Source organism: Nonomuraea sp. NPDC051941 (assembly GCF_044593615.1).
Genome location: NZ_JBIUCF010000021.1, coordinates 88,525 through 111,713, shown reverse-complemented (window position 1 = coordinate 111,713; position 23,189 = coordinate 88,525). Strand labels below are relative to the sequence as shown.

The 23,189-nt window shown below is 70.0% G+C and carries 20 protein-coding genes; 7 read left to right on the top strand and 13 right to left on the bottom strand.

Annotated elements, in window-relative coordinates; translation table 11 throughout:
* The first annotated feature begins 8 nt into the window (after window positions 1-8).
* Window positions 9-1,070 carry a DNA polymerase IV gene (locus tag ACIHFD_RS32240; RefSeq protein ID WP_397370077.1) on the top strand — a complete coding sequence of 354 codons (1,062 nt, stop codon included), beginning with the start codon at window positions 9-11 and terminating at the stop codon, window positions 1,068-1,070.
* Here ACIHFD_RS32240 and ACIHFD_RS32235 read toward each other — a convergent pair.
* Together ACIHFD_RS32235 and ACIHFD_RS32230 are read right to left on the bottom strand one after the other, a co-directional pair.
* The gene (locus tag ACIHFD_RS32235) at window positions 1,043-2,041 is read right to left on the bottom strand and encodes an endonuclease domain-containing protein (RefSeq protein ID WP_397370076.1); all 999 of its coding nucleotides are present in this window, start codon (window positions 2,039-2,041) and stop codon (window positions 1,043-1,045) included. The two genes, ACIHFD_RS32240 and ACIHFD_RS32235, sit on opposite strands and share 28 nt — an antisense overlap.
* 35 nt (window positions 2,042-2,076) lie before the next feature.
* Window positions 2,077-2,286, bottom strand: a complete 210-nt coding sequence (locus ACIHFD_RS32230) for a ubiquitin-like protein Pup (protein WP_344995612.1) — start codon at window positions 2,284-2,286, stop codon at window positions 2,077-2,079.
* A gap of 147 nt (window positions 2,287-2,433) precedes the next feature.
* Here ACIHFD_RS32230 and ACIHFD_RS32225 point away from each other — a divergent pair, with 147 nt between their 5' ends.
* Window positions 2,434-2,838, top strand: coding sequence for a hypothetical protein (locus tag ACIHFD_RS32225; protein WP_350735389.1), 405 nt, complete (start codon window positions 2,434-2,436; stop codon window positions 2,836-2,838).
* Window positions 2,839-2,876: 38 nt separating this feature from the next.
* On the opposite strand, the gene dop is transcribed toward ACIHFD_RS32225, so the two are convergent.
* The 6 genes from dop to ACIHFD_RS32195 form a co-directional block, all read right to left on the bottom strand.
* Window positions 2,877-4,391, bottom strand: a complete 1,515-nt coding sequence (gene dop, locus ACIHFD_RS32220; protein WP_363969745.1) for a depupylase/deamidase Dop — start codon at window positions 4,389-4,391, stop codon at window positions 2,877-2,879.
* Window positions 4,392-4,477: 86 nt separating this feature from the next.
* On the bottom strand, window positions 4,478-5,557 hold the full coding sequence (locus ACIHFD_RS32215) for an acyltransferase family protein (RefSeq protein WP_397370075.1): 1,080 nt from the start codon (window positions 5,555-5,557) through the stop codon (window positions 4,478-4,480).
* A 67-nt stretch (window positions 5,558-5,624) separates the two neighbouring features.
* Complete coding sequence (locus tag ACIHFD_RS32210) at window positions 5,625-6,800, bottom strand: pyridoxal-phosphate dependent enzyme (protein WP_397370074.1); 1,176 nt, start codon at window positions 6,798-6,800, stop codon at window positions 5,625-5,627.
* A gap of 109 nt (window positions 6,801-6,909) precedes the next feature.
* Window positions 6,910-9,150, bottom strand: a complete 2,241-nt coding sequence (gene hypF / locus ACIHFD_RS32205; RefSeq protein WP_397370073.1) for a carbamoyltransferase HypF — start codon at window positions 9,148-9,150, stop codon at window positions 6,910-6,912.
* 136 nt (window positions 9,151-9,286) lie between these two features.
* Window positions 9,287-11,059: a proteasome ATPase gene (gene arc / locus ACIHFD_RS32200; protein ID WP_363969751.1), complete on the bottom strand. Its 1,773-nt coding sequence runs from the start codon at window positions 11,057-11,059 to the stop codon at window positions 9,287-9,289.
* A 194-nt stretch (window positions 11,060-11,253) separates the two neighbouring features.
* On the bottom strand, window positions 11,254-12,105 hold the full coding sequence (locus tag ACIHFD_RS32195) for a tRNA (adenine-N1)-methyltransferase (protein ID WP_350735376.1): 852 nt from the start codon (window positions 12,103-12,105) through the stop codon (window positions 11,254-11,256).
* 55 nt (window positions 12,106-12,160) lie between these two features.
* Between ACIHFD_RS32195 and ACIHFD_RS32190 the strand changes: the two genes are divergently transcribed.
* The gene (locus ACIHFD_RS32190; RefSeq protein WP_397370072.1) at window positions 12,161-13,258 is read left to right on the top strand and encodes a GNAT family N-acetyltransferase; all 1,098 of its coding nucleotides are present in this window, start codon (window positions 12,161-12,163) and stop codon (window positions 13,256-13,258) included.
* Window positions 13,259-13,432: 174 nt separating this feature from the next.
* Window positions 13,433-13,945, top strand: coding sequence for a hypothetical protein (locus ACIHFD_RS32185; protein WP_397370071.1), 513 nt, complete (start codon window positions 13,433-13,435; stop codon window positions 13,943-13,945).
* Between the two features lie 262 nt (window positions 13,946-14,207).
* Here ACIHFD_RS32185 and ACIHFD_RS32180 read toward each other — a convergent pair whose 3' ends face one another.
* Both ACIHFD_RS32180 and ACIHFD_RS32175 read right to left on the bottom strand, forming a co-directional pair.
* Window positions 14,208-15,659 (bottom strand): FHA domain-containing protein, encoded by a 1,452-nt coding sequence (locus ACIHFD_RS32180; RefSeq protein ID WP_397370069.1) that lies wholly within the window; start codon window positions 15,657-15,659, stop codon window positions 14,208-14,210.
* 344 nt (window positions 15,660-16,003) lie between these two features.
* On the bottom strand, window positions 16,004-17,140 hold the full coding sequence (locus ACIHFD_RS32175; protein WP_397370068.1) for a site-2 protease family protein: 1,137 nt from the start codon (window positions 17,138-17,140) through the stop codon (window positions 16,004-16,006).
* A gap of 115 nt (window positions 17,141-17,255) precedes the next feature.
* On the opposite strand from ACIHFD_RS32175, the gene ACIHFD_RS32170 reads away from it, so the two are divergent.
* The 3 genes from ACIHFD_RS32170 to ACIHFD_RS32160 all read left to right on the top strand — a co-directional run bounded on the left by ACIHFD_RS32170 (window position 17,256) and on the right by ACIHFD_RS32160 (window position 20,081).
* Window positions 17,256-18,116, top strand: coding sequence for a RecB family exonuclease (locus tag ACIHFD_RS32170; protein ID WP_357742721.1), 861 nt, complete (start codon window positions 17,256-17,258; stop codon window positions 18,114-18,116).
* 109 nt (window positions 18,117-18,225) lie between these two features.
* The gene (locus tag ACIHFD_RS32165) at window positions 18,226-19,401 is read left to right on the top strand and encodes a sensor histidine kinase (protein ID WP_397370067.1); all 1,176 of its coding nucleotides are present in this window, start codon (window positions 18,226-18,228) and stop codon (window positions 19,399-19,401) included.
* On the top strand, window positions 19,398-20,081 hold the full coding sequence (locus tag ACIHFD_RS32160) for a response regulator transcription factor (protein ID WP_185076857.1): 684 nt from the start codon (window positions 19,398-19,400) through the stop codon (window positions 20,079-20,081). The genes ACIHFD_RS32165 and ACIHFD_RS32160 overlap by 4 nt, the downstream gene beginning before the upstream one ends.
* 43 nt (window positions 20,082-20,124) lie before the next feature.
* Here the strand turns inward: ACIHFD_RS32160 and ACIHFD_RS32155 are convergent, their stop codons facing one another.
* The 3 genes from ACIHFD_RS32155 to ACIHFD_RS32145 are packed head-to-tail and all read right to left on the bottom strand — an operon-like array spanning window position 20,125 to window position 23,188.
* Window positions 20,125-21,153: a dipeptide ABC transporter ATP-binding protein gene (locus ACIHFD_RS32155; protein WP_350735355.1), complete on the bottom strand. Its 1,029-nt coding sequence runs from the start codon at window positions 21,151-21,153 to the stop codon at window positions 20,125-20,127.
* Window positions 21,150-22,178, bottom strand: a complete 1,029-nt coding sequence (locus tag ACIHFD_RS32150) for an ABC transporter ATP-binding protein (RefSeq protein WP_397370066.1) — start codon at window positions 22,176-22,178, stop codon at window positions 21,150-21,152. Before ACIHFD_RS32150 ends, ACIHFD_RS32155 begins: the two co-directional genes overlap by 4 nt.
* Window positions 22,175-23,188 carry an ABC transporter permease gene (locus ACIHFD_RS32145; protein ID WP_357742707.1) on the bottom strand — a complete coding sequence of 338 codons (1,014 nt, stop codon included), beginning with the start codon at window positions 23,186-23,188 and terminating at the stop codon, window positions 22,175-22,177. Before ACIHFD_RS32145 ends, ACIHFD_RS32150 begins: the two co-directional genes overlap by 4 nt.
* Window position 23,189: the final 1 nt, after the last annotated feature.

The following is a 23,189-nucleotide window of genomic DNA, read 5'->3' as shown; positions in this document are numbered from 1 at the left end:
TGAAAACCATGAGGGACTGGATCCTCCACGTCGACCTCGACCAGTTCATCGCCGCCGTCGAGATCCTCCGCCACCCCGAACTCCGCGGCAAACCCGTCGTCGTCGGCGGCTCAGGAGACCCCACCCAACCCCGCACCGTGGCCGCCACCGCCACCTACGAAGCCCGCGAACACGGCATCCACTCCGGCATGCCACTGCGCACCGCACTCAAACGCTGCCCCGAAGCGATCTTCCTGCCCAGCGACCCACCCGCCTACGAAGCCGCCTCCGCCCACGTCATGGCCGTACTCCGCGAATTCCCCGTACGCGTCGAAATCTGGGGCTGGGACGAAGCCTTCCTCGGCGCCACCACCGACGACCCCGAAACCCTCGCCGCCACCATCCGCCAGGCCGTACGCGAACGCACCCAGCTGTCCTGCTCCATCGGCATCGGCGACAACAAACACCAGGCCAAACTCGCCTCCGGCCTCGCCAAACCCGCCGGAATCTACCGCCTCACCAGCGACAACTGGGCCGAGATCATGAACGACCGCCCCACCGACGCGCTCTGGGGCATCGGCGCCAAGATCTCCAAAAAACTCGCCGCCCTAGGCCTCCACACCGTCGCCCAACTCGCCACCGCCGACCCCGCCCACCTCGCCCGCCACTTCGGCCCCACCAACGGCCCCTGGTACCGCTACCTCGCCCTCGGCAAAGGCGAAGCCGAAATCGTCACCACACCCTGGATCGCCCGCGGCCACAGCCGCGAAACCACCTTCCAGCACGACCTCACCGACGAAGCCGACATCACCCACCACGTCGCCGCCCTCGCCACCCAGGTCGCCCACGACGCCCGCGAAGCCGGCCGCGACATCACCCGGGTATCGGTCAAGGTCCGCTTCACCCCGTTCCTCACCCGAACCCGCCAGTCAAAACTCCCCGCCCCCACCACGGACCCGGCCACCATCCAGCAGGCGGCCCTCACCATCCTCACCCGCTTCGACCTCACCCGCCCGGTCCGCCTCCTGGGCGTCGCCGTCGACTACACCCTCCCCAAAGCCGATCAGCCCACCCTCGACACCGTCGAATAGAACTCGCCCCGAAGCCGCTCCTCAGCCTCGACCAACCCCCGAAACTCCTCCTCCGAAACCTCGACCTCGTCGAACTCCTCAACGGTCGCCTCGACATAAGAAAGCGCCCGCCACACCACACCGGGATCATCCCTGAACTGCCCGATCCCCGTATTGCACGGCAGACACAACGCAAACCGCACATCCCCCGTGCGATGACAATGGTCCACATGCTCGGGCGGCCGATCCCAGCACACCACACACAAACCATGCTGAGCCGAGATCATCCGCTCGACATCCTCATGCCGCACCTGATAACGCTGCGTCAGGTGATAACTCCGCGTCCGCGCCACCTCATCCGAGGCACGCTGCCGCGGGAGGACCACGAACTCGGGCCAGAGAATCTCCCCGTCCAGATAAAGGGCCGCCAACTCCAGCAACACCAGATTGTCGCCGAAGTGGCCGAGCCCGTTGTTGCAGTTGAAACAGAGAATGCCCCGGACCTGGCCGGTCTGATGACTGTGGTCGACGAACGTGCCGGGCACGGCCCGGCAGATGGCGCAGAGCCCGCCCTGGTGGGCGAGCATGCGCTCGAAGTCGTCCTCGGTGATGCCATAGCGGCGCTTCAGGTGGTAGTTGCGAGTGCTGCCGTGATTCTTGATGCGGTTCTCGCGCATCACTTGGTTATGACACGGCTTGCAGTAATGGGTGAGCCCGTCCTTCTCCGACCTGTTCTTTCCGAAGTCGGTGATTGGCTTGATCTCCGCACAACGGGGGCAGTATTTCTGCCCGTCAGGCACTTCAACGCGCTCACGCACGGCCTTCCCTTGCTCTTCCCTGCGCTTGCGATAGCTCTGCGTGTGACGCCGCTGGAAGCAGGCCTTGCAATATCGCGCGAGCCCATCGGCCATTCGCTTATTGCGCCCGAACTCCAAGACCTCCTTTTCTTCCCCGCAGTCCGGGCACCGCTTATACCCATCCGGCGTCTCCACCGATCCCCCTCCCTATCCGATGTCCGATTTATCCCCTACTGTCCGCCCTTCTGTACATATGACCTGACAAATTCCTCTGCGTTCTCTTCGAGAACTTCGTCGATTTCGTCCAGAATTGCGTCGACATCGTCCGTGAGCTTCTCCTGGCGCTCCTGAACGTCCGGCGTCGCCGAGGCCTCGGTCTCCTCGACTTCGCTCTCGCGCCGACCGGCCTGCTTCTGGCCTCCGGTGTCCTTGGTTGCCATGTCCTACCTCCGGTTGGGGGACTGCCTCTAAGGCATATCTTCCCCGAACCGAGCGACATTTCGCGCCGATCGCCCAGCGATCTTGTCGGCTTGACTAGATAGCCAAACTATCCAATAATGGATCCACCTACACACGAGGAGGTTCCGATGTCCCCCGCATCCCTGAGCACGGCCGGTGTGCTCCTCATCACAGTCCCCGGGGTGGCCTTCGGCGGCGTCACCCTGTTGAAGTTCCTGATGCGCAACGTCCCCGGCTATCTGGACAACCCGGTCCGGCGTGGCCTGTGGCGGGCCGGGCACGCGCATGCGGGCGTGCTGGTGCTGTTCTCGCTGGTGGCGATGCTCTATGTGGACCAGGCGAGTCTGCCGGAGGGTGTGAAGGCCCTGACGCGGGTGTTGATCGTGGCCGCGCCGATCCTGATGCCGCTGGGTTTCTTCCTGTCGGTGGTGCGTCCTGGGGACACGAAGCCGAGCAGGTTGATCTGGCTGACGGTGGCGGGCGGGGCGTGCCTGGCGGTGGGCACGCTGACGCTGGGTGTGGGGCTGCTGTAGGAGACCGGCCCGTGTGGGCCGGTCCCGTTCAGAAGGGCTCAGTCGCCGCCGGTGAGGGCGGCGACGAGGTCGGCGGCGGTGCGGCAGCGGTCGAAGAGTTCGCCGACGTGGGCTTTGGTGCCGCGCAGTGGTTCGAGGGTGGGTACGCGCTGGAGTGATTCGCGGCCGGGGATGTCGAAGATGACGGAGTCCCAGGAGGCGGCGGCGACGGATTCGCTGTATTGGCGCAGGCAGCGGCCGCGGAAGTAGGCGCGGGTGTCGTTGGGCGGGTGTTCGACGGCGCGCTGGACTTCGTCTTCGGTGACGAGGCGTTGCATGCGTCCGCGGGCGACGAGGCGGTTGTAGAGGCCGCGGTCGGGGCGGATGTCGGAGTATTGCAGGTCGACGAGCTGGAGCCTGGGGTGGGACCAGGGCAGGCCGTCGCGGGTGCGGTAGCCCTCGAGGAGTTCGAGTTTGGCGACCCAGTCGAGTTCGCGGGAGAGCTGCATGGGGTCTTCGGCGAGCCGGGTGAGGACGGACTCCCAACGGTCGAGGATGTCCTTGTTCATCTCCTCTTGGGCGGTGCCTCGCTCTTCGACGTATTTGCGCGCTTGTTCGAGGTATTCCATCTGGAGCTGGATGGCGGTGAGCTTGCGGCCGTCGCGCATGGCGATCTCGTAGCGGCAGGTGGGGTCGTGGGAGACGGCCCGGAGGGCTTGTACGGGGTTTTCGACGGCGAGGTCGCGGGTGAGGAAGCCTTCTTCGATCATGGCGAGGACGAGGGCGGTGGTGCCCAGCTTCAGATATGTCGAAATTTCCGACATGTTGGCGTCGCCGATGATCACGTGCAGCCGGCGGTACTTCTCGGGGTCGGCGTGCGGCTCGTCGCGGGTGTTGATGATGGGCCGCTTGAGCGTGGTCTCGAGGCCGACCTCGACCTCGAAGAAGTCGGCGCGCTGGCTGATCTGGAAGCCTTCGCCGCGGGAGTCCTGGCCGATGCCGACCTTGCCGGCGCCGACGACGACCTGGCGGGAGACGAAGAAGGGGGTGAGGTGCCGGACGATGTCGGCGAAGGGGGTGGCGCGCCGCATGAGGTAGTTCTCGTGGCAGCCGTAGGAGGCGCCCTTGGCGTCGGTGTTGTTCTTGTAGAGCTGGATGGGCGCGTTGGAGGGGATGGCGGAGGCCCGGGTGGCGGCGTCGTACATGACGCGTTCGCCGGCCTTGTCCCAGATGACGGCGGCCCGGGGGTTGGTGCACTCGGGCGAGCTGTATTCGGGGTGGGCGTGGTCGACGTAGAGCCGGGCGCCGTTGGTGAGGATGACGTTGGCGAGGCCGAGGTCCTCGTCGGTGAGCTGGCTGGGGTCGGCGACCTCTCTGGCCAGGTCGAAGCCGCGCGCGTCGCGGAGTGGGTTCTCCTCTTCGAAGTCCCACCGGGCCCTGCGCGCCCGGGCCGCCGAGGCGGCCAGGTAGGCGTTCACGACCTGTGAGGAGGTCACCATCGCGTTGGCGCCTGGCTGGCCGGGTACGGAGATGCCGTACTCGGTCTCGATGCCCATCACCCGACGCACCGTCATGCAACACCCTCTGTTCGTCCGGATCTGCCTATCCGCCGTTTATATGCCCGAGCCTATGCCCTTCACAGTGCCCCAGGGTCACAGAGTTATGGCACCGACGCCTTTTCAACCTGTACGGCCGGAGCTGACGGGGTTTGCGTGGGTCTGCGGGGCTTGAGTAGCCGCTGGATGGGCCGTTCGGCAAAGGAGTACACGAGATACGACAGCACCACGGCCGTCAGGACGGTCGTGATGGCGATGGCCCAGGGGGGCATGTGGCCGGTGAGCACTGGGATGAGGGCCACCGCGACGACGCCATGGAACAGGTAAAGCGGGTATGTGATGCCGCCGAGCGCGGTGAGCGTCCTGGACGGTTTGAGGCGGATCAGCCCGAGGGCGGCGACGGCCATCACGGCGAAGATCAGCGTGATGGTGATGATCACACTGACGTCGGTGACGGGCATGTTCTTGAACCCGACGTTGTCGACGCGCCGGTGGACCCGGTCGAGCGCGGAGCCGATCGACAGGGCGTACGCGCCGGCCACGTAGAGCCACGGGAGCCAGGCGCTGCCGTGTTTGTGGATGAGGTAGAGGGACATGCCGGCGATGAAGTAGGGCGCGTAGTCGGGCATGACGATCTCGTTGACGATCTCGTTCCCGAGCAGGTCGGCGCCGAAGGCGGCCACCAGCCAGACCCCGGAGAAGATCAGGACGCGCCCGTACGTGACCCCGATGATCACGAGGATGACCATCAGCAGGTAGAAGCGGAGCTCCGCCCACAGCGACCAGTAGACCTGGCTGGCGTCGGTGACCTTGAACAACCGCTGGAACATGGTGGCGTTCACCAGGTAGTCGCCTGGTGAAAGTTTTGGGTCCAGCGCCTTGGCGCCCGTGAGCCCGTAGAGCGCCGCGGTGGCGCCGAGACTGAGCCAGTACGCGGGATAAAGGCGGACGAACCTGGACTGGGCGAACCCGCCGAGGCCGCGCCCCCACACGGTCATGAGGATGACGAACCCGCTGATGATGAAGAACAGCTCGACACCGAGGATGCCTAACCCCGCGAAGGGCGCCAGCGGCGGGAACAGCGCGGCGGGCCTGGCCCCCCAGACGGACGCGTACGCCACCAGGTAGTGGAAGGCGACGACGGCCAGGGCGGCGATGAAGCGCAGGAGGTCGAGCTCGGCCAACCGGCCGTCCCCCCGAGCATGCTTGGGCCGGTTAGGTGCGTGCACGCCCTTTTTGACGTCACCTGGATCACTTTGGTTCCACGGGGCCCTCCGTTCCCACCACCAGCGGGCGGGAGGCGTCGTCGAGCCCGAGCGCGTCGCGGGCCGCGGGCGTGAGGGCGAGCAGGCCGGCGGCTCCGGCGGCGCCGCACTCCGACAGGTGGACGCCGTGGCCGGCCAGGAGGCGGGCGGCGTCGGCCGCCTGCTCGTCGGTGATCGTCATGTAGAGGTCGGCGAGGTGGTGGAGGAGCTGGAAAGCGATGACGGAGGGTTCCGGGCAGTCGAGGCGGCCGAGGATGGTGCGGCCGCCCTGGACGCGTACGGGCTCGCCGGCCCGGGCGCTTTCGAGCAGGCAGGGCGCGCCTTCCGGCTCGACCACGACGATCTTGGGCTGCTCGCCCCAGCGGTCGCGCACGTACGCGGCCCCGGCGGCGGCGAGCCCGCCGACGCCCGCCTGGAGGAACACGTGGGTGGGCGCGCCCGCGGCCCCGTGGGGCGTGCTGTGGCCGCCGGTCAGGGCCGAGGAGCCGTTGAGCCTGCCCGAGTACGCCTCGAGGCCGGCGCGCGCTCCTGGGGGCGTGGCGGGGCCGCCGGTGCGCGCGGTCTGCGCGGGGACGGCGGGCAGGGCGCCCGGGTCGGCGAGTTCGTCGAACAGGACGGTGTAGCCGCGCATGACGTCGAGCGGGATGCCGGTGTAGCCGTTCCAGGAGCTGTCGGCGACGAGCCGCCAGCCGTTCCGTTCGGCGGCCTGGATCGCGGCGGCCATGCTGGCCTCGTAGTCCTCGCCGCTGCGCCGCACCTCGGCGCCGAGTCCGCGCAGCCGCTGCGCGAACGCCTCGGGGACGCCTTCGCTGAGGTACACGACGCAGTCCACGCCGACCTCGGCGGCGCCGGAGGCGACGGAGATGCCGTGGTTGCCTGCGCTGGCGCACACGAACGGCGTGCCGCCGCCCTCGTGCTCGGCGAGCAGGTGGACGGCGTACGCGCCCCCGAGCGCCTTGAAGCTGCCCAGCCCCATGCGCCCGCTCTCGTCCTTGACGTGGACGGCTTCGGTTCCGGCCAGGTCCGGGATGGTGCGGACCGGCGTGGGCCGGTAGGAGGGGTGCCGGGCGAAGTGGGCGCGGGCCTGGCGGGCGTGCTCGGTCCCGATGAGCGCGCGGTCGTGCGCGGTGTACGGGGCGCGGGCGGGGTTGAGGTACTCCATGATCGCCATGCTAGGGCGGCCGGCCGCTCTCCCCCGGCCCGCCACTCCGCCGCGATGAGAGCCCGACGAGAGCCCGAGGAGAGCAGGGTGAGGGCACGGTGAAGGGTGGTCAGGCGCGGTCGCGGGCGGCGGCGACGGCGGCCTGGCCGAGGCTGACTCCGCCGTCGCCGGGCGGCACGCGCACGTGCTTGAGCACCCGGAACCCGGCGGCGCGCAGCCGGGCCACGGTGGCCTCCAGCAGCAGCGCGTTCTGGAACATCCCGCCCGACAGCGCCACCGTGGTCAGTCCGGTGGCGTGGCGGAGGGTGTCGCAGGCGCGGGTGACGGCGTCGGCGAGGCCGTTGTGGAAGCGGCCGGCGATGGCGCGGGTGCAGGCTCCTGCGGCCAGGTCCGCGGCGGCGGCCCGGACGAGGTCGGCGCCCTCCACGACGAGCAGGTCGCCGTGGGTGATCCCGGCCTCGTACGTGCCGCGCTCGGCGGGGTCGGCGTGCTGTTCGAGCTCGACGACGGCCTGCCCCGCGTACGTGATCTTGTCGCGGACGCCGAGCAGCGCCGCGACGGCGTCGAAGAGGCGGGCCGCGCTGGAGGTCAGCGGGGAGCCGGGCGCGAGCCGGAGGGCGTCGGCCCAGGGGTTGCGGCGGGCCACGTCGAGGCCGGGGTGGTCGTCGCCGAGGTAGGCGGCGGTCATGCGCCAGGGCTGCCGCACGGCGGCGCTCCCGCCCGGCATGGGGACCTGGGCGAGGTGGCCGAGGCGTTCGAAGGAGGTCAGGTCGGCGCGCAGGAACTCGCCGCCCCACAGGGTGCCGTCGGGGCCGTGGCCGAGCCCGTCGAGGGCCACGCCGAGCACGGGCCCGGGGTCGCCGTTGTCGGCCAGGCAGGAGGCGATGTGGGCGTGGTGGTGCTGGACGCCGAGGAGTTCGACGCCGCGGATCTCCATGGCGTGCCGGGTGGACAGGTAGCCGGGGTGCAGGTCGTGCGCCACGACCTCGGGCTGGATGCCGAACAGGCCGCAGAAGTGGTCGATGCTCTCGACGAACGACCGGAGCGTCTCGTGGTTCTCCAGGGTGCCGATGTGCTGGGAGACGAACGCGCGCCGTCCTTCGGCCAGGCAGAAGGTGCTCTTCAGCTCGGCGCCGCAGGCGAGCACGGGCCGGGGCGCGGGCCAGCGCATCGCGAGCGGTTCGGGCGCGTACCCGCGGGCCCGGCGCAGCACGGTCACCTCGCCCGCCATGGGGCGCACGACCGAGTCGTCGGCGCGTACGTGGATGGGGCGGTCGTGGATGAGGAAGGCGTCGGCGATGCCGCTCAGGCGGGTCAGCGCGTCGTCGTCCTCGTAGGCGATGGGCTCGCCGGAGACGTTGCCGCCGGTGAGGACCATGGGTTCGGCGAGCTCGGCGAGCAGGAGGTGGTGCAGGGCTGTGTAGGGCAGCATGAGGCCGAGGCTGCGGGTGGCGGGCGCCACGGAGGCGGCGACGGGGGCGCCGGGCAGGCGGGGCAGCAGCACGATGGGCCGCGCGCGGCCGGTGAGCAGCTCGGCGGCGTGCTCGTCGATCTCGCACAGCCGCCGCGCCTGCGCCAGGTCGGCCGTCATGACGGCGAACGGCTGCTCCTCCCGGTGCTTGCGGCCACGCAGCGCCGCGGCGGCCCGCTCGTCGGCGGCGGGCACGGCGAGGTGGAAGCCGCCGAGGCCCTTGACGGCGACGACGCGCCCGGCGCGCAGCAGGGTGACGGCGCCGGCGATGGGGTCGCCGCACAGCTCGGTGCCGCGGGCGTCGCGCAGCCGCAGCCGGGGCCCGCAGGCGGGGCAGCAGGTGGGCTGGGCGTGGTGGCGGCGGTTGCCGGGGTCGTGGTACTCGGCCGCGCACGCCTGGCACATGCCGAAGCCGGCCATGGTGGTCAGGGGCCTGTCGTACGGGACGCCGCGCACGATCGTGAAGCGGGGGCCGCAGTTGGCGCAGTTGATGAACGGGTAGCCGTGGCGGCGGTCGGCGGGGTCGGTCAGCTCGCGCAGGCAGTCGTCGCAGGTGGCGCCGTCGGCGCGGACGAGGGGGCGCAGCGGGCCCGACGGGAGGCCGGCGGCGATGGTGAAGCCGTTGTGGCCGGTGGGGCGGGCGCTGACGACGGTGACGCGTTCGATCTCGGACAGGGCGGGCGCGTCGCGTTCGAGCGCGGTCAGGAACTCCTCGACGCCGGCCAGGGCGCCTTCGACCTCGATGTGCACTCCGTCGACGTCGTTGTGCACCCGCCCGGCCAGACCCAGCCGGCGGGCGAGCGAGTGCACGAAGGGGCGGAAGCCGACGCCCTGGACGACGCCTTCGACGTGCACGTCTACTCGTTTGAGCGTGGTCATCAGCCCAGTGTGCGCCTGATCGGGGCGGCGTGCATGCGTATCGGCCGTGTCGCATCCGGCGTCCTCGCCGGGGTCGCCGCGGCGGGGCGCGGACATGCGAACGGGAGGGCCGCGGCGGCCCTCCCGTTCGGGGGTTCTACAGGTACTGGCCGGTGTTGGCGACGGTGTCGATGGACCGGCCGGCTTCGGTGCCCTGCTTGCCGGAGACGAGCGTGCGGATGTAGACGATCCGCTCACCCTTCTTGCCGGAGATGCGGGCCCAGTCGTCGGGGTTGGTGGTGTTGGGCAGGTCCTCGTTCTCGGAGAACTCGTCCACGCAGGCCGTGAGCAGGTGCTGCACCCGCAGGCCCTTCTGGCCGGTTTCGAGGAACTGCTTGATGGCCATCTTCTTGCCACGGTCGACGATGTTCTGGATCATCGCGCCGGAGTTGAAGTCCTTGAAGTAGAGGACTTCCTTGTCGCCGTTGGCGTAGGTCACCTCGAGGAAGCGGTTTTCCTCGCTCTCGGTGTACATGCGCTCGACGACGCTCTGGATCATGCCCTGGATGGTGCCCTCGCGGGACTCGGCGTGCTCCGTGAGGTCGTCCGGGTGCAGCGGCAGGTCGGCGATGAGGTACTTGGAGAAGATGTCCTTGGCCGCCTCGGCGTCCGGCCGCTCGATCTTGATCTTGACGTCCAGGCGGCCGGGCCGCAGGATCGCCGGGTCGATCATGTCCTCGCGGTTGGAGGCGCCGATGACGATGACGTTCTCCAGGCCCTCGACGCCGTCGATCTCCGACAGCAGCTGAGGGACGATGGTGTTCTCCACGTCGGAGGACACGCCGGAGCCTCGGGTGCGGAAGATCGAGTCCATCTCGTCGAAGAACACGATCACCGGGGTGCCCTCGGAGGCCTTCTCACGGGCCCGCTGGAAGACCAGGCGGATGTGCCGCTCGGTCTCGCCGACGTACTTGTTGAGCAGCTCGGGGCCCTTGATGTTGAGGAAGAAGCTCTTGCCGGACTGGCCGGTCTTCTCCGCGACCTGCTTGGCCAGGGAGTTGGCGACCGCCTTGGCGATGAGCGTCTTGCCGCATCCGGGCGGCCCGTACAGCAGCACGCCCTTGGGGGGCCGGAGCTTGTGCTCGCGGAACAGGTCGGCGTGCAGGTAGGGCAGCTCGATGGCGTCCCTGATCTGCTCGATCTGCCTGCCGAGGCCGCCGATCTCCTCGTAGGAGATGTCGGGGACCTCCTCGAGGACGAGCTCTTCGACTTCGGACTTGGGAATGCGCTCGTAGACGTAGCCGGAGCGCGGCTCGAGCAGGAGCGAGTCGCCGGCCCTGATGGGCTGGCCGACCAGCGACTCGGCCAGTCGCACGACGCGCTCTTCGTCGGCGTGCGAGATGACCAGGGCCCGCTTGCCCTCGTCGAGCAGTTCTTTCAGCATGACGATCTCGCCGACCTCTTCGTAGCCGAGAGCTTCGACCACGTTGAGCGCTTCGTTGAGCATGACCTCCTGGCCACGCCGCAGCGAGTCGATGTCGACGGCAGGGCTGACGTTCACCCGGAGCTTGCGGCCGCCGGTGAACACCTCGATGGTGCCGTCTTCTCTGGCCTCGAGGAAGGTGCCGAAACCGGATGGCGGCTGCGCCAGCCGGTCGACCTCCTCCTTGAGGGCGACGATTTGGTCCCGGGCCTCCTTCAGTGTGGCGACCAGGCGTTCGTTCTGGCCGGTCACGGCCGCGAGATTCGCCTGCGCCTCATGAAGACGCTCTTCGAGGACCCTGGCCTGACGGGGTGACTCGGCCAGCTTCCGCCTCAGCGCGGTGATCTCCTCCTGGAGGAAGGAGACCTGTGTTGAAAGATCAGCGACCTCCCGTTCGCGCTGCGCGGCTCGAGCCTCAGCATCATCGCGAGCTGCCACGCCCGTCACCTCCTTCCCAGTCGAGGGCGACTACTTAGGACCTTACCTATCTCGGGCCCCTCCGTAACCTGGCCGGGCAGTGTTCGTAGAGTGACATTCAGTATTCGGTGAATAATCCTCAATAGTGCGTTTAATACTCCCAGCACCTGCACACGGGAATCTGTTCCCGTGTCACGCACCAACGCACCCTCGTGGCCAAATTGTCATAGTTCCTCGGTGGTCCCCTTCGGTCGACGGCGTCTCGGCGGGGGCGTCACTCCGTCCGCCATGCGGCGGGCGGTGACCAGGAATCCCGTGTGACCGATCATCCGATGATCCGGTCTCACCGCGAGCCCTTCGACGTGCCAGTCGCGAACCAGGGTCTCCCACGCATGCGGCTCCGTGAAACACCCGTGATCGCGAATCATCTCGACCGTCTTGGACAACTGCGTGGTCGTGGCGACATAACAGCAGATCACGCCACCCGGGGTGAGCGCCTTGGCGGCGGCGTCGACGCACTCCCACGGGGCGAGCATGTCGAGGATCACCCGGTCGACGTCGCTCTCGTCGATGGAGGCGACCAGGTCGCCGACGACCAGGCGCCAGTTGTCGTCCATGGGGCCGCCGAAGAACTTCTCCACGTTCTTGCTCGCCACGTCGGCGAACTCCTGGCGCCGCTCGTACGAGGTGACGTGCCCGTCGGGGCCGACGGCCCGCAGCAGGAAGCACGTCAGCGCGCCGGAGCCGACGCCGGCCTCGATCACCCGCGCGCCCGGGAAGATGTCGGCCATGCCGACGATCATCGAGGCGTCCTTGGGGTAGATGACGGCCGCGCCGCGCGGCATGGCCAGCGTGTAGTCCTGCAGCAGGTGGCGGAAGGCGAGGTACTGGGTGCCCCCCGAGGAGCGCACGACGGAGCCTTCAGGCTGCCCGATCAGGTCGCTGTGCGGGATGGCGCCCTTGTGGGTGTGGAAGACGCCGTCCTCTTTGAGCGTGATCGTGTGGCGTTTGTTCTTGGGGTCGGTGAGCTGCACCTGATCCCCCGCCTGGAAAGGCCCATGCCTGCGGAAACCCATGGCCGCAAGGTTATAGGGCTTTCGAGTGCGTCCGGACGCACGGTATCTATGGGGGATGCTTCCGCGCGACGTGATCTCCACCGGTCCCCTGATTCTCCGGCCTCCCGCGGAGGAGGACGTCGAGGCGATCGTGAAGGTGTGCAACGACCCGGTGACCGCCCGGTTCCTGCCGGCGTTGCCGTCGCCGTACCGGGTGCAGGACGCGCACGGCTTCCTGGAGAAGGCGGCGGCGAAGTGGGCGGACGGCGGCGCGGAGTTCGTGATCACGCGGGACGGCGGCTACGTGGGCGCCATCGGGATCGTGCGGCCCGATCAGTGGGGCGTGGCCTCGATCGGCTACATGGTGGCGCCGTGGGCCCGGGGCAGGAACGTCGCGGCGACGGCGGCCAGGGCGGTCACCGACTGGCTGTTCGACCACGGGGTGCGCAGGGTCGAGCTGCAGGCCGCGGTGGAGAACGTGGCGAGCCTGCGGGTGGCCGTCAAGGCGGGCTTCCTCGAGGAGGGGCGCCGGCGGGACGCCAAGCGGCTGCGCGACGGCCGCTACGTCGACATGGTCACCTTCGCCCGGCTGGCGGAGGACACGGTGGACACGGTGACGGCGGAGCCGTACCTGCCGTTCTTCGCGGACGGGGAGCTGTGCGACGGCGTGGTGCGGCTGGTGCCGCTGGCCGTGGAGGACGCCGGCGACTTCCACCGGATGCTGGCCGACCCGACCGTGGCGGCCTATCACTTCGGGCCGATGGGCACGCTGGAGGAGCACGAGCGGCGCTGCCGCTACACCGGCTACTGGTGGGTGTCGGGGCAGCGGATCGAGCTGGCCGTCAGGGACGCGGCGTCGGGGGCGTTCGCCGGGCACATCCAGCTGGCGCACGTCGTCCCTTCGCTGGGGCAGGCCATGGTGGGCTACTCGCTGGTGCCCGGGTTCCGGGGCAAGGGGTTCATGACGCGGGCGGTCAGGCTGCTGGTGGATTGGGCGTTCGCGAACACGGCGCTGCACCGGATCGTGGCCGGCACCGACCCGGGCAACACGGCCTCGCACGCGGTGCTGGAGCGGGCCGGGTTCAGCCGGGAGGGCGTGCACCGGGGGCTGTTCGTCAAGGCGGACGGGACGCGGACGGACGACCTGGCGTGGTCGGTGCTGCGTCCCACGTGACGCGTGCGGACCGGGAGGGGGCAGAAATCCCGATTTCCTGTTGAGGGCTAGTCAGGAGCCGCGTCGGGGGTGATAGTCAGGGCACCCGCACTTCAGTTTCGCGCGATCGGGCCGCGCGATCTCTCCTCCCCCCGAGGGACCACCGCGATGTCATACAACCATGCCGATGCCGCCATGCGTGAACTCATCGCCTCGTTCTCCTGCCTGGAGGCCGTCGACCTGCTCGACCGGCTGGCGCGTACCGCCGCCGCCGTCACGGGCACGGCCTACGCGGGATTCGTGCGCGTGGACGCCCTGCGTTTGGAGGCCGATGCGATCCACACGCACGCCCCTCCCGGCGATCCCCAGCGCGTGCGCCGGTGGCTGGCCGAGTCGGGGGTGCTGAAGGAGCTGGCGACCGTGCCGGCGACGGTCCGGCTGGCGCGCGACGCCGCGGTGGGCGAGCCGGGCTTCCTGGCCACTCCCCTGCCGCTGGCGACGCGGGACCACACGTTCGTGTGGGTCGCCGGGCGGGGGTTCGGCGACGGGGACGAGCACCTGCTGAGCCGCTTCTCGACCGCCGCAGGGCGGGCGCTGGAGGCGGCGAGCGGGCTGGAGGCCGCGGTACGGCTGTTGCGCGGGGTACGGGCGTTCTGCCCGGCCCAGCCGCCGAACCTCCCCGTTGGAGGCGACCGGATCCCGGGGTAAGGGACGACCGGTTGCCTGCCCGGATCGGGCGGAGAATGGCCGCTTCCCGCCCGCCCCATTTGTCCGAAGATTTTGCGGATATTTGACCATTTATCAATAAATCATGGGGCTTTGGCTCTCCGTGAGAATGCTCGCGGACCGCGTCCAGCGCGGACGCTCGCACGACCGCCCTGGACGCGGTCCGGCCGGAGGTGACAGCCGACGCGGCGTACGAGAATGCCCGCGGCCCCGGGACGGGGACGCGGGCGTTCCGGCGGCCGGGTTATCCCCGGTGCGCCTCGAAGCGGAGCGTGCGGGAGACGCCGACCCGGACCGTCGTGCCGGGGGCGATGGTGACCGGCTCGTTCGGCGGGATGTCGTAGAAGTTGGGGTCACCGGGCGGCTGGATCTGGGTGCCGTTGACCGAGCCCAGGTCGACCAGGTTGACGTCCCACCCGTCGAGCGCCACCCGCAGGTGGCGGCGCGACACCGAGCCGTCCGGGCTGGTCACCTTGGCGGGCCTGGCGGTGCCGCCGGCCACCTCGGGCGCCCGCTCGGGGTCGCGGCCCAGCAGGTAGTCGCTCTCCAGCGGCAGCGCGGTGCCGTCGTCGAGGATGAGCACCCCGAGCGACGGGCGCGGCCCCTTGTAGGGGACGAGCGTGCGCTGCACCAGCGCGATGCCGCAGACCGCACAGTAGGGCGAGCGAGGGTCGTTGAAGTGGTCGTTCTTGCAGTCGACGCCGTAGACCAGGGGGCGGTCGCCGTGGTCCTGCTGCTGCTGCTGCTCCTGCGGCGGCTGGCCCGGATGGTCGAAGTGGTCGGGCGGGCCGAGCAGGGGCGGCGCGGGCTGGTCGAAGTGGTCGGACGGGCCCAGGTGCTGCGGCATGGGCTGGTCGGCCACGCCGTTGCCGGGGGGCGGCTCGTCGTAGGAGGGGAACTGCTGCGGCTCCGGCAGGGGCGGCGGCTGCTCCTGCGGCGGCGCGAAGAAGGGGGCCGGCTGCTCCTGCGGCGTGTGGTAGGGCGGCGGGTCCTGGGGCGGGACGTACGGGGGCTGGTCCTGGGGCGAGAGGTACGACGGCTGCTCCACCGGCGCGGGCTGCGGGCCCGACGGCGACCCCGGCACGACCGGCGGCTGGTCGGCCAGCGGGTACGGCGGCCGCTCCACCGGCGCGGGCGGCTGCTGGACCAGGTCGGCCTCGAGGTGGAAGGCCGTGGCGGGCATCTCGCTGGTGAGCGGCCTGGACGGGGCGGGCGCCGAGGACCGCTCGGTGAGGTCGCCCACGAGGCCGCCGCCGTGCACCACGCCGCCGTCGAAGCGGACCGCGGGGTGCGGGGTGCCCGCGCCGGGCAGGCTCAGCTCGACCCGCTCGACGGGCCCGGTGACGAGCCGGTCGGCCCACGTCAGCGAATCGCTGCCGGCCAGCCGCGTCTCACCGCCCGGGGTGCCGATGACGGCCGCGGCCGAGCCGCTGACCAGGACGGCCACGCCTTCTCCGACCCGGCCCGCGACGGCGCAGGTGGCCGGGTCGCCGGCCATGTTGGCCGCGAGCACCTGAGCGGCGCGGCGGGCCAGCGCCCTGCCGTCGCCGCCGGACGCGGCCGTCTCGCGCAGCGCGTCGAGCAGGTCGTCGGCCGCGGCCTCGCCGGCGTCGCACACCAGCAGCAGCCCGCCCGCGTAGGCGACAAGCCCGTTACCGGGAAGCGGACGCACCACTCCGAAGCCTTGGTCGGTCATGCGTCCTCCCTCATGACGACGGCGCTGCGCTGCTCATCGGTGCCCTCGCTGCGCTCGGTCACTCGTGTCTCCTCCCCGGAAGCCGGCGAAATTACGGCACCCGCACTGCCGTGCTGGCCACCAGCCATACGCATACCCAGACGAAGGGGCCGTGCCGCGGCCACGTCGTCTCGATTCGGTGAACCGATGGACTGCGGCAAACCCCTCAACTGTGCAAGTCTGGCCAAACAGAACACTATCGGCCAGTCGTCACATCGCAGTAACCGGCCGGAGTCGGCTCCGGCCGCCCGAAACTGCTGGACACGACCCTATCCATGGCCCGCCGCTTAAACGAGTGGGACAAATCAGACGCCCGCGAAAACCCGGTTCACGTCGGCCGTGGCGAGCACCCCGTAGATCTCGCCGCCCCGTTCCACCAGGAGGTACTCGCTGCCCGGGGCCTCGCGCATGGCGTCGATGAGCGGCTCTCCGGTCAGGTCGGCCGCGAGCACCATGGTGGGCTCCAGGGACTTGGCGACCGAGCCGACGCTCACCCAGGGGCGGCGGTGTTCGGGGGTGGCCTGGACGGCGGCCTCGTTCACGATCGCCAGGGGCTCGCCGTCGTGGCCGATCACGACGAGGGCGCCCGCGTTGCGCTCGGCGGCCTGCCGCAGCGCCTCCGACAGCGGCGTCTCGGCGGTCACCGGGATCGCCCTGCGCGCCAGCGCGCGGGCGTTGACCTGCGGGATCCTGGCGCGGATCTTGGCCACGCGCAGCGACTGGCTCGCGCCGAGCCAGATGAACGACGCCAGCACGAACGGCCACAGCAGGTCCAGCGGGTCGGTCACCTGGCCGCTCTGCAGGGCCGTGGTGATCGAGAACACGACGAGCAGCACGGCCAGCACGCGGCCGCCCCAGGCGGCGACGATGGTTCCGGAGCTGGGGTTCTTGGTCAGCTTCCAGACTCCGGCGCGCAGCATCCGGCCGCCGTCCAGGGGCAGGCCGGGCAGCAGGTTGAACACGCCGACGATGAGGTTGGCGACCCACAGCCACCAGACGAGCACCTCGACGATGCCGCCGCCGTTGATCACGTAGACGTCGGCGGCCAGGCCGAGCCCGGCCAGGCCCAGCGACAGCGCCGGCCCCGCCGCGGCGACCAGGAACTCCTTGGCCGGCGTGGGCGGCTCCTTCTCGATCTCCGACACGCCGCCGAGCAGGTAGAGGGTGATCCTGCGCACCGGCAGGCCGTAGAACTTGGCCAGCACGCTGTGGGCCAGCTCGTGCAGCAGCACCGACACGTACAGCAGCACCGCGAACACGAACGCGACCGCGTAGGCGGCCGCGCTGTCGAGCTCGGGCAGCATGTTGGTCACCCGGCGCCCGAACACCCAGGTGATGACCGCCGCCACGATGAACCATGTCCACGAGACATACACCGGAATGCCGAACGGCTTCCCCATCCGAAGACCGGAGAACTCCTGCCGCGGGCTCTGCTCGCTCACCGCACTCCTTGAACGTCCATTACGTGCTGTTGCTGCCTTGATGCTACGCGCCGGATCGGGTGATCATCGTGGCGCGAGGGCTATTCTGTCGGGGTCTTGACCTAGAGTGCGGTGCATGACGTTGACCGAACCGGAGATCATCGGAGCTCTCTCCCCGTCCCGGGCGGGCGATTTCATGACCTGTCCGCTGCTCTACCGCTTCCGGGTGATCGACCAGCTCCCCGAGAAGCCTTCGCAGGCGGCGGTGCGCGGCACGGTGGTGCACGCGGTCCTGGAGCGCCTCTACGACCTCCCGGCGCCGCGGCGCTCGGTCCAGGCGGCGCTGGAGCTCCTGGAGCCGCAGTGGCAGCGGCTGCTGGACGAGGACGCACAATACGCGCAGATGTTCGCCGACGAGGCCGAGCAGGCCGAGTGGCTGGTCCAGGCGCGCGGCATGCTGGAGCGCTACTTCACGCTGGAGGACCCGACGCGGCTGGAGCCCGCCGAGCGCGAGCTCTACGTGGAGGCGGTCCTCGACGGGGGGCTCATGCTGCGCGGCTACGTCGACCGGCTCGACGTGGCGCCGACCGGCGAGGTCCGGGTGGTCGACTACAAGACGGGCAGCGCGCCGGGCCCCGACTTCGAGGCCAAGGCGCTGTTCCAGATGAAGTTCTACGCCCTGGTGCTGTGGCGGCTGCGCGGCCAGGTGCCTCGACTGCTGCAGCTGGTCTATCTGGGCGGGCAGGGCGAGGTGCTGCGCTACGCCCCGGACGAGGCCGACCTGCTGGCCACCGAGCGCAAGGTGATGGCGCTGTGGACGGCGATCGAGCGGTCGCTGGAGTCCGGCGAGTGGCGGGCCCGCCGCAGCCGCCTGTGCGACTGGTGCGACCACCAGGCCCTGTGCCCGGAGTTCGGCGGCACGCCCCCACCGATCCCGGCCCGCCAACCGGGCGACACCACCCGCAGCCACCGCCGCGCCGCCACCGACGAACTCTGACCCACCCCGCGCACCCGCCGCGCCGGGGCGGCGCGGGTTCGGGGCGTGTGGGTGGTAATCCTCCCGAGGGAGGAGGTTACGGGTTTTCACCTGGGCCTACAGTGAAGCGGTGCGCATAGACCGGACCACGTTCCACGACTCGGTGCTCGCCGGGGTTGTGGCCGCGGCGTCGGTGGCGATGTTCGTGCTCTACGGTCCCGACCGCCTGGAGACGCAGGGCCTGACGGTGGACGGCATGCGCGCCCCCGACCCGCTGGGCGGGGTCCTGGTGGTGCTGGCGTGCGTGCCCGTGGCGGCGCGCAGGCGGTGGCCGCTGGCGGCGATGTGCGCCGAGCTGGTGCCCGAGACGCTGCTGACCGTGCTCGGCTACGGGACCGGGATCTCGGGGCCGGCCGGGCTGGTGCTGCTGTACTCGGTGGCCTCCTACCGCGGGCTGGCGATGGCGCTGGCGGGGCTGCTGATCTCGCTGGTGACGTACGTGCTGGGCGCCCTGGCGGGCCCCGTCAGGGCGACGAGCTGGAGCGAGCACGTCGTGGTGGCCGTGGTGCTGGTGGCGGTGTGGGGCGCGGGGCGGAGCCTGCGGCTGCGCCGGGCGTACCTGGACGAGCTCAAGGACCGGGCGGAGCGGCTGGAGCGGGCGCGCGCGGCCGACACGAGGGCGGCCCGCGCCGAGGAGCGCTCGCGGATCGCCCGCGAGCTGCACGACGTGGTGGCCCACCACGTCAGCGTGATGACCGTACAGGCGGCCGCGGCGCGCCGGGTGCTGGCCTCCGATCCCGACCTGGCGCGCGAGGCGCTGTCGGCGATCGAGCACACCGGCCGGATGGCGATGACGGAGATGCGCAGCATCGTCGGCGTCCTGCGTACCGACGCCCGCGCCGAGCTGGGCCCGCAGCCCGGCGTGCACGATCTGCCCGCGCTGGTGGAGCAGATGCGCGAGGCGGGGCTGGCGACCCGGCTGATCGTGGAGGGAGAGCCGCGGCCGCTGCCCGCCGGGGTCGACCTGGCTGCCTACCGGCTGGCCCAGGAAGGGCTGACGAACAGCCTGCGGCACGCCGGGGCGGGCGCGAAGGCCGTGGTGACCGTCCGCCACGACCCCCGTGAGCTGGACGTACGGGTGGAGGACGACGGGCTGGGCGCGGCCGGGGTGTCCGCGCCGCCAGGGCACGGTTTGGTGGGCATTCGCGAACGGGTCGCACTCTATGGTGGAATCCTCAACATCGGTCCGCTACCGGGGGGCGGTTTCGAAGTGCGGGCGAGGTTCCCGTTGAAGGACGGCCAATGACGATCAGAGTGCTGCTGGTGGACGACCAGCCGCTGCTGCGTACGGGATTCCGCCTGATTCTGGAGGCCGAGTCCGACATCACGGTGGTGGGGCAGGCGGGCGACGGCAAGGACGCCATGGAGCAGACGCGGGCGCTACTGCCCGACGTGGTGCTGATGGACATCCGCATGCCGGGCGTCGACGGCATCGAGGCGACCCGCAGGATCGTGCGGGAGGCGGCGCCGACGGCGCACGTGCCGAAGGTGCTGGTGCTGACGACGTTCGACCTGGACGAGTACATCGTGGAGGCGCTGCGCTCGGGCGCGTCCGGGTTCCTGCTGAAGGACGTGCCGCCCGACGAGCTGGTTCAGGCGATCCGGGTGGTGGCGGCGGGCGACGCGATCGTGGCGCCGAGCGTGACGCGGCGGCTGCTCGACAGGTTCGCCAAGCGGCTGCCGTCGGCGTACGAGCAGCCCGCTCCGGCGCGCCTGGACCGGCTGACGGAGCGGGAGCTGGAGGTGCTGCGGCTGATCGCCAAGGGCATGTCCAACGCGGAGATCGCGGCCAAGCTCGTCGTGAGCGAGACGACGGTCAAGACCCACGTCGGCAACGTGCTGACCAAGCTGGGGCTGCGCGACCGCGTGCAGGCCGTGGTGCTGGCCTACGAGACCGGGTTGATCACGCCGGGCACGTACTCCTGAGACCGGGGCGCGTCCCCGATCTCAGGACACCGTCAGGACACGGTCAGGACGCGGCGGCGGGGGCGGCCTCGGCGGAGGCCGGGGCGTTCTCCGGGAAATGGCAGGCGACGCGGTGGCCGCTGGCCAGCTCCTCCAGGGGCGGCTCGACCGTCTTGCAGATCTCCTGCGCCTTCCAGCAGCGGGTGTGGAAGCGGCAGGCGGGCGGCGGGTTGAGCGGGCTGGGCACGTCGCCGGCCAGCCGGATGCGCTCGCGCTCCTTGCGCGCCTTGGGGTCGGGCACGGGCACGGCCGACATCAGGGCGTTGGTGTACGGGTGCATCGGCGCGCTGTAGAGCTGCTTGCGGTCGCCGATCTCCACGATCTTGCCCAGGTACATGACGGCCACCCGGTCGCTGATGTGCCGCACCACCGACAGGTCGTGGGCGATCACGACGTAGGTGAGGTCCAGCTCGTTCTGCAGGTCTTCGAGCAGGTTGACGACCTGGGCCTGGATGGAGACGTCGAGCGCGGAGACCGGCTCGTCGGCGATGATCAGCTTGGGCTTGAGCGCGAGGGTGCGGGCGATGCCGATGCGCTGCCGCTGGCCGCCGGAGAACTCGTGCGGGTAGCGGTTGTAGTGCTCGGGGTTGAGCCCGACCAGGGCGAGGATGTCCTGGACGGCCCGCTTGACGCCGTGCTCGGTCTTGACGCCCTGGATGCGGAACGGCGCGCCGACGATGGTGCCGACCGTGTGGCGGGGGTTGAGCGACGAGTACGGGTCCTGGAAGATCATCTGCATGTCGCGGCGGAGCGGCCTCAGCTTGCCCTGCCCCATGTGCGTGATGTCCTCACCCTCGAAGATCACCTTGCCGGCGGTGGGTTCGAGGAGCCGGGTGACCAGCCGGCCGGTGGTGGACTTGCCGCAGCCGGACTCCCCCACCAGGCCGAGCGTCTCGCCCTTGAACACGTCGAAGCTGATCCCGTCGACCGCCTTGACGGCGCCGACCTGCCGCTTGAGCAGGCCCTTCGTCACGGGGAAGTGCTTCTCCAGGCCCTGTACGGAAAGGAGCGGCTCGTTCTTGGGCTCGGTCACTGGGTCTCCAGCAGTGGCTTGATCTCGTTCTCCCACAGCTCCCGCCGCTCCGTCCGGTCCATGTGGCAGCGCACCAGGTGGCCGCCCTGGGTCTGGAGCAGCTCCGGGACCTCGGACTTGGCCTTGTCTCCGGTCCGCTCGACGTACGGGCAGCGGGGGTTGAAGGCGCAGCCCGGCGGCACGTTGATCAGCGACGGCGGGGAGCCCTTGATCGGCAGCAGCCGTTCGGTGGGCTCCCGGTCGAGCCGGGGCATCGATCCCAGTAGACCCCATGTGTAGGGGTGCTCGGGACGGTAGAAGATGTCGTCGGCGCTGCCGTACTCGATGCACTTGCCCGCGTACATGACCAGGATGTCGTCGGACAGCTCGGCCACCACGCCCAGGTCGTGGGTGATGATGATCAGCGCGGAGTTGAACTCGCGCTGCAGGTCGACCATGAGGTCGAGGATCTGGGCCTGCACGGTCACGTCGAGCGCGGTGGTGGGCTCGTCGGCGATGAGCAGCTCGGGGTCGCACGACAGCGCCATGGCGATCATGGCGCGCTGGCGCATGCCGCCGGAGAACTCGTGCGGGTAGGAGTCGACGCGGCGCCGCGGCTCGGGGATGCCGACCCGGCCGAGCATGTCGATGGCGTGCTTCTTCGCCACGGCCTTGGTGACCTTGTGGTGAATGCGGTACGCCTCGATGATCTGGTCGCCGACCGTGTAGAAGGGGTGCATCGACGACAGCGGATCCTGGAAGATCATCGCCATCTTCTTGCCGCGCAGCCCGCGCACGTGCTCCTGGGAGGCGCCGACGAGCTCCTCGCCGTCGAGCCAGATCTCCCCGGAGACGTTGGCGCCCTTGCCCTTGTGCAGGCCGAGGATGCCGAGGCTGGTGACCGACTTGCCGGAGCCGGACTCGCCGACGATGCCGAGTGTCTTGCCGCGTTCGAGGTCGAACGTCAGCCCGTCGACAGACCTGACCAGGCCGTCGTCGGTCGGGAAGTGGATCTTGAGGTCCTTGACCTGGAGGAACGCACTCATGCCAGCCTCACCCTCGGGTCCACGACCGCGTAGAGCAGGTCGACGATCAGGTTGGCGACGATGATGAAGGCCGCCGCCACCAGGGTGACGCCCATCACCTGGGGCAGGTCGTTGCGTTCGATGGCGTCCCTGGCGTACTTGCCGATGCCGGGCAGCGAGAACGTGCTCTCGGTCAGCACCGCGCCGCCGAGCAGCAGGCCCAGGTCCAGGCCGAACATGGTCAGCACCGGGGTGAGCGTGGCTCTCAGCCCGTGTTTGAGCACCACGGCCCGCTCGGGCAGGCCCTTGGCTCTGGCCGTGCGTATGTAGTCCTCGGACATGGTCTCCAGCATGCCCGCCCTGGTGAGCCGGGCATAACCGGCGGCGTACAGGAAGGCGAGCGTGATCCAGGGCAGCATCAGGTTGTTGGCCCAGGTGAGCGGGTCCTCGCTGAACGGCACCCAGTCGGCGACGTCGCCGACGAGGCCGAGCTGGTCGCGGAAGATGGCCAGCGACACGATGCCGGTGAAGAAGATCGGCAGCGACACGCCGGCCAGGGCGACGCCCATGGAGATGCGGTCGAAGAAGCTGCCGCGCCGCAGCGCGGACACCACGCCGGTGGCCACGCCGAAGAACACCCACACCAGGGCCGCGCCGAGCGCCAGCGACAGCGTGATCGGTATGCGGTCGAGCAGGTCCGGCAGGACCGGGTTCTGCGTGACGTACGAGTAGCCGAGGCAGGGCGCCGGGCACAGCTCGACGCCGGGGCCGTAGTTGCGCTCCACGCCGACGAAGATGCCCTTCACGAACCGCCCGTACTGGACCAGGAGCGGATCGTAGAACCCCAGCCGGATCGCCGTATCGTGGATGACCTGCTCGTTGGCGGCCTTGCCGACATAACGAGAGGCGAGGTCGTCAGCGGACATCCCAGCGAGCCGAGGCACGAGGAAGAAGATGGCGAACGTCGTGATGCTCACCACGAAGAGCAGCATGACGGCCGCTATCAACCGTCTGAGAATGTATGTGAACACT

What these genes read in the sequence shown, in the direction of transcription:
- ACIHFD_RS32225 (WP_350735389.1), top strand. Translation starts at nt 2,434, where the DNA reads ATGTCCCCCGCATCCCTGAGCACGGCCGGTGTGCTCCTCATCACAGTC.
- ACIHFD_RS32150 (WP_397370066.1), bottom strand. Translation starts at nt 22,178, where the DNA reads ATGAGTGCGTTCCTCCAGGTCAAGGACCTCAAGATCCACTTCCCGACC.
- ACIHFD_RS32195 (WP_350735376.1), bottom strand. Translation starts at nt 12,105, where the DNA reads ATGGGTTTCCGCAGGCATGGGCCTTTCCAGGCGGGGGATCAGGTGCAG.
- ACIHFD_RS32230 (WP_344995612.1), bottom strand. Translation starts at nt 2,286, where the DNA reads ATGGCAACCAAGGACACCGGAGGCCAGAAGCAGGCCGGTCGGCGCGAG.
- ACIHFD_RS32170 (WP_357742721.1), top strand. Translation starts at nt 17,256, where the DNA reads ATGACGTTGACCGAACCGGAGATCATCGGAGCTCTCTCCCCGTCCCGG.
- ACIHFD_RS32210 (WP_397370074.1), bottom strand. Translation starts at nt 6,800, where the DNA reads ATGGAGTACCTCAACCCCGCCCGCGCCCCGTACACCGCGCACGACCGC.
- ACIHFD_RS32190 (WP_397370072.1), top strand. Translation starts at nt 12,161, where the DNA reads ATGCTTCCGCGCGACGTGATCTCCACCGGTCCCCTGATTCTCCGGCCT.
- ACIHFD_RS32180 (WP_397370069.1), bottom strand. Translation starts at nt 15,659, where the DNA reads ATGACCGACCAAGGCTTCGGAGTGGTGCGTCCGCTTCCCGGTAACGGG.
- ACIHFD_RS32160 (WP_185076857.1), top strand. Translation starts at nt 19,398, where the DNA reads ATGACGATCAGAGTGCTGCTGGTGGACGACCAGCCGCTGCTGCGTACG.
- hypF (WP_397370073.1), bottom strand. Translation starts at nt 9,150, where the DNA reads ATGACCACGCTCAAACGAGTAGACGTGCACGTCGAAGGCGTCGTCCAG.
- ACIHFD_RS32240 (WP_397370077.1), top strand. Translation starts at nt 9, where the DNA reads ATGAGGGACTGGATCCTCCACGTCGACCTCGACCAGTTCATCGCCGCC.
- ACIHFD_RS32185 (WP_397370071.1), top strand. Translation starts at nt 13,433, where the DNA reads ATGCGTGAACTCATCGCCTCGTTCTCCTGCCTGGAGGCCGTCGACCTG.
- dop (WP_363969745.1), bottom strand. Translation starts at nt 4,391, where the DNA reads ATGACGGTGCGTCGGGTGATGGGCATCGAGACCGAGTACGGCATCTCC.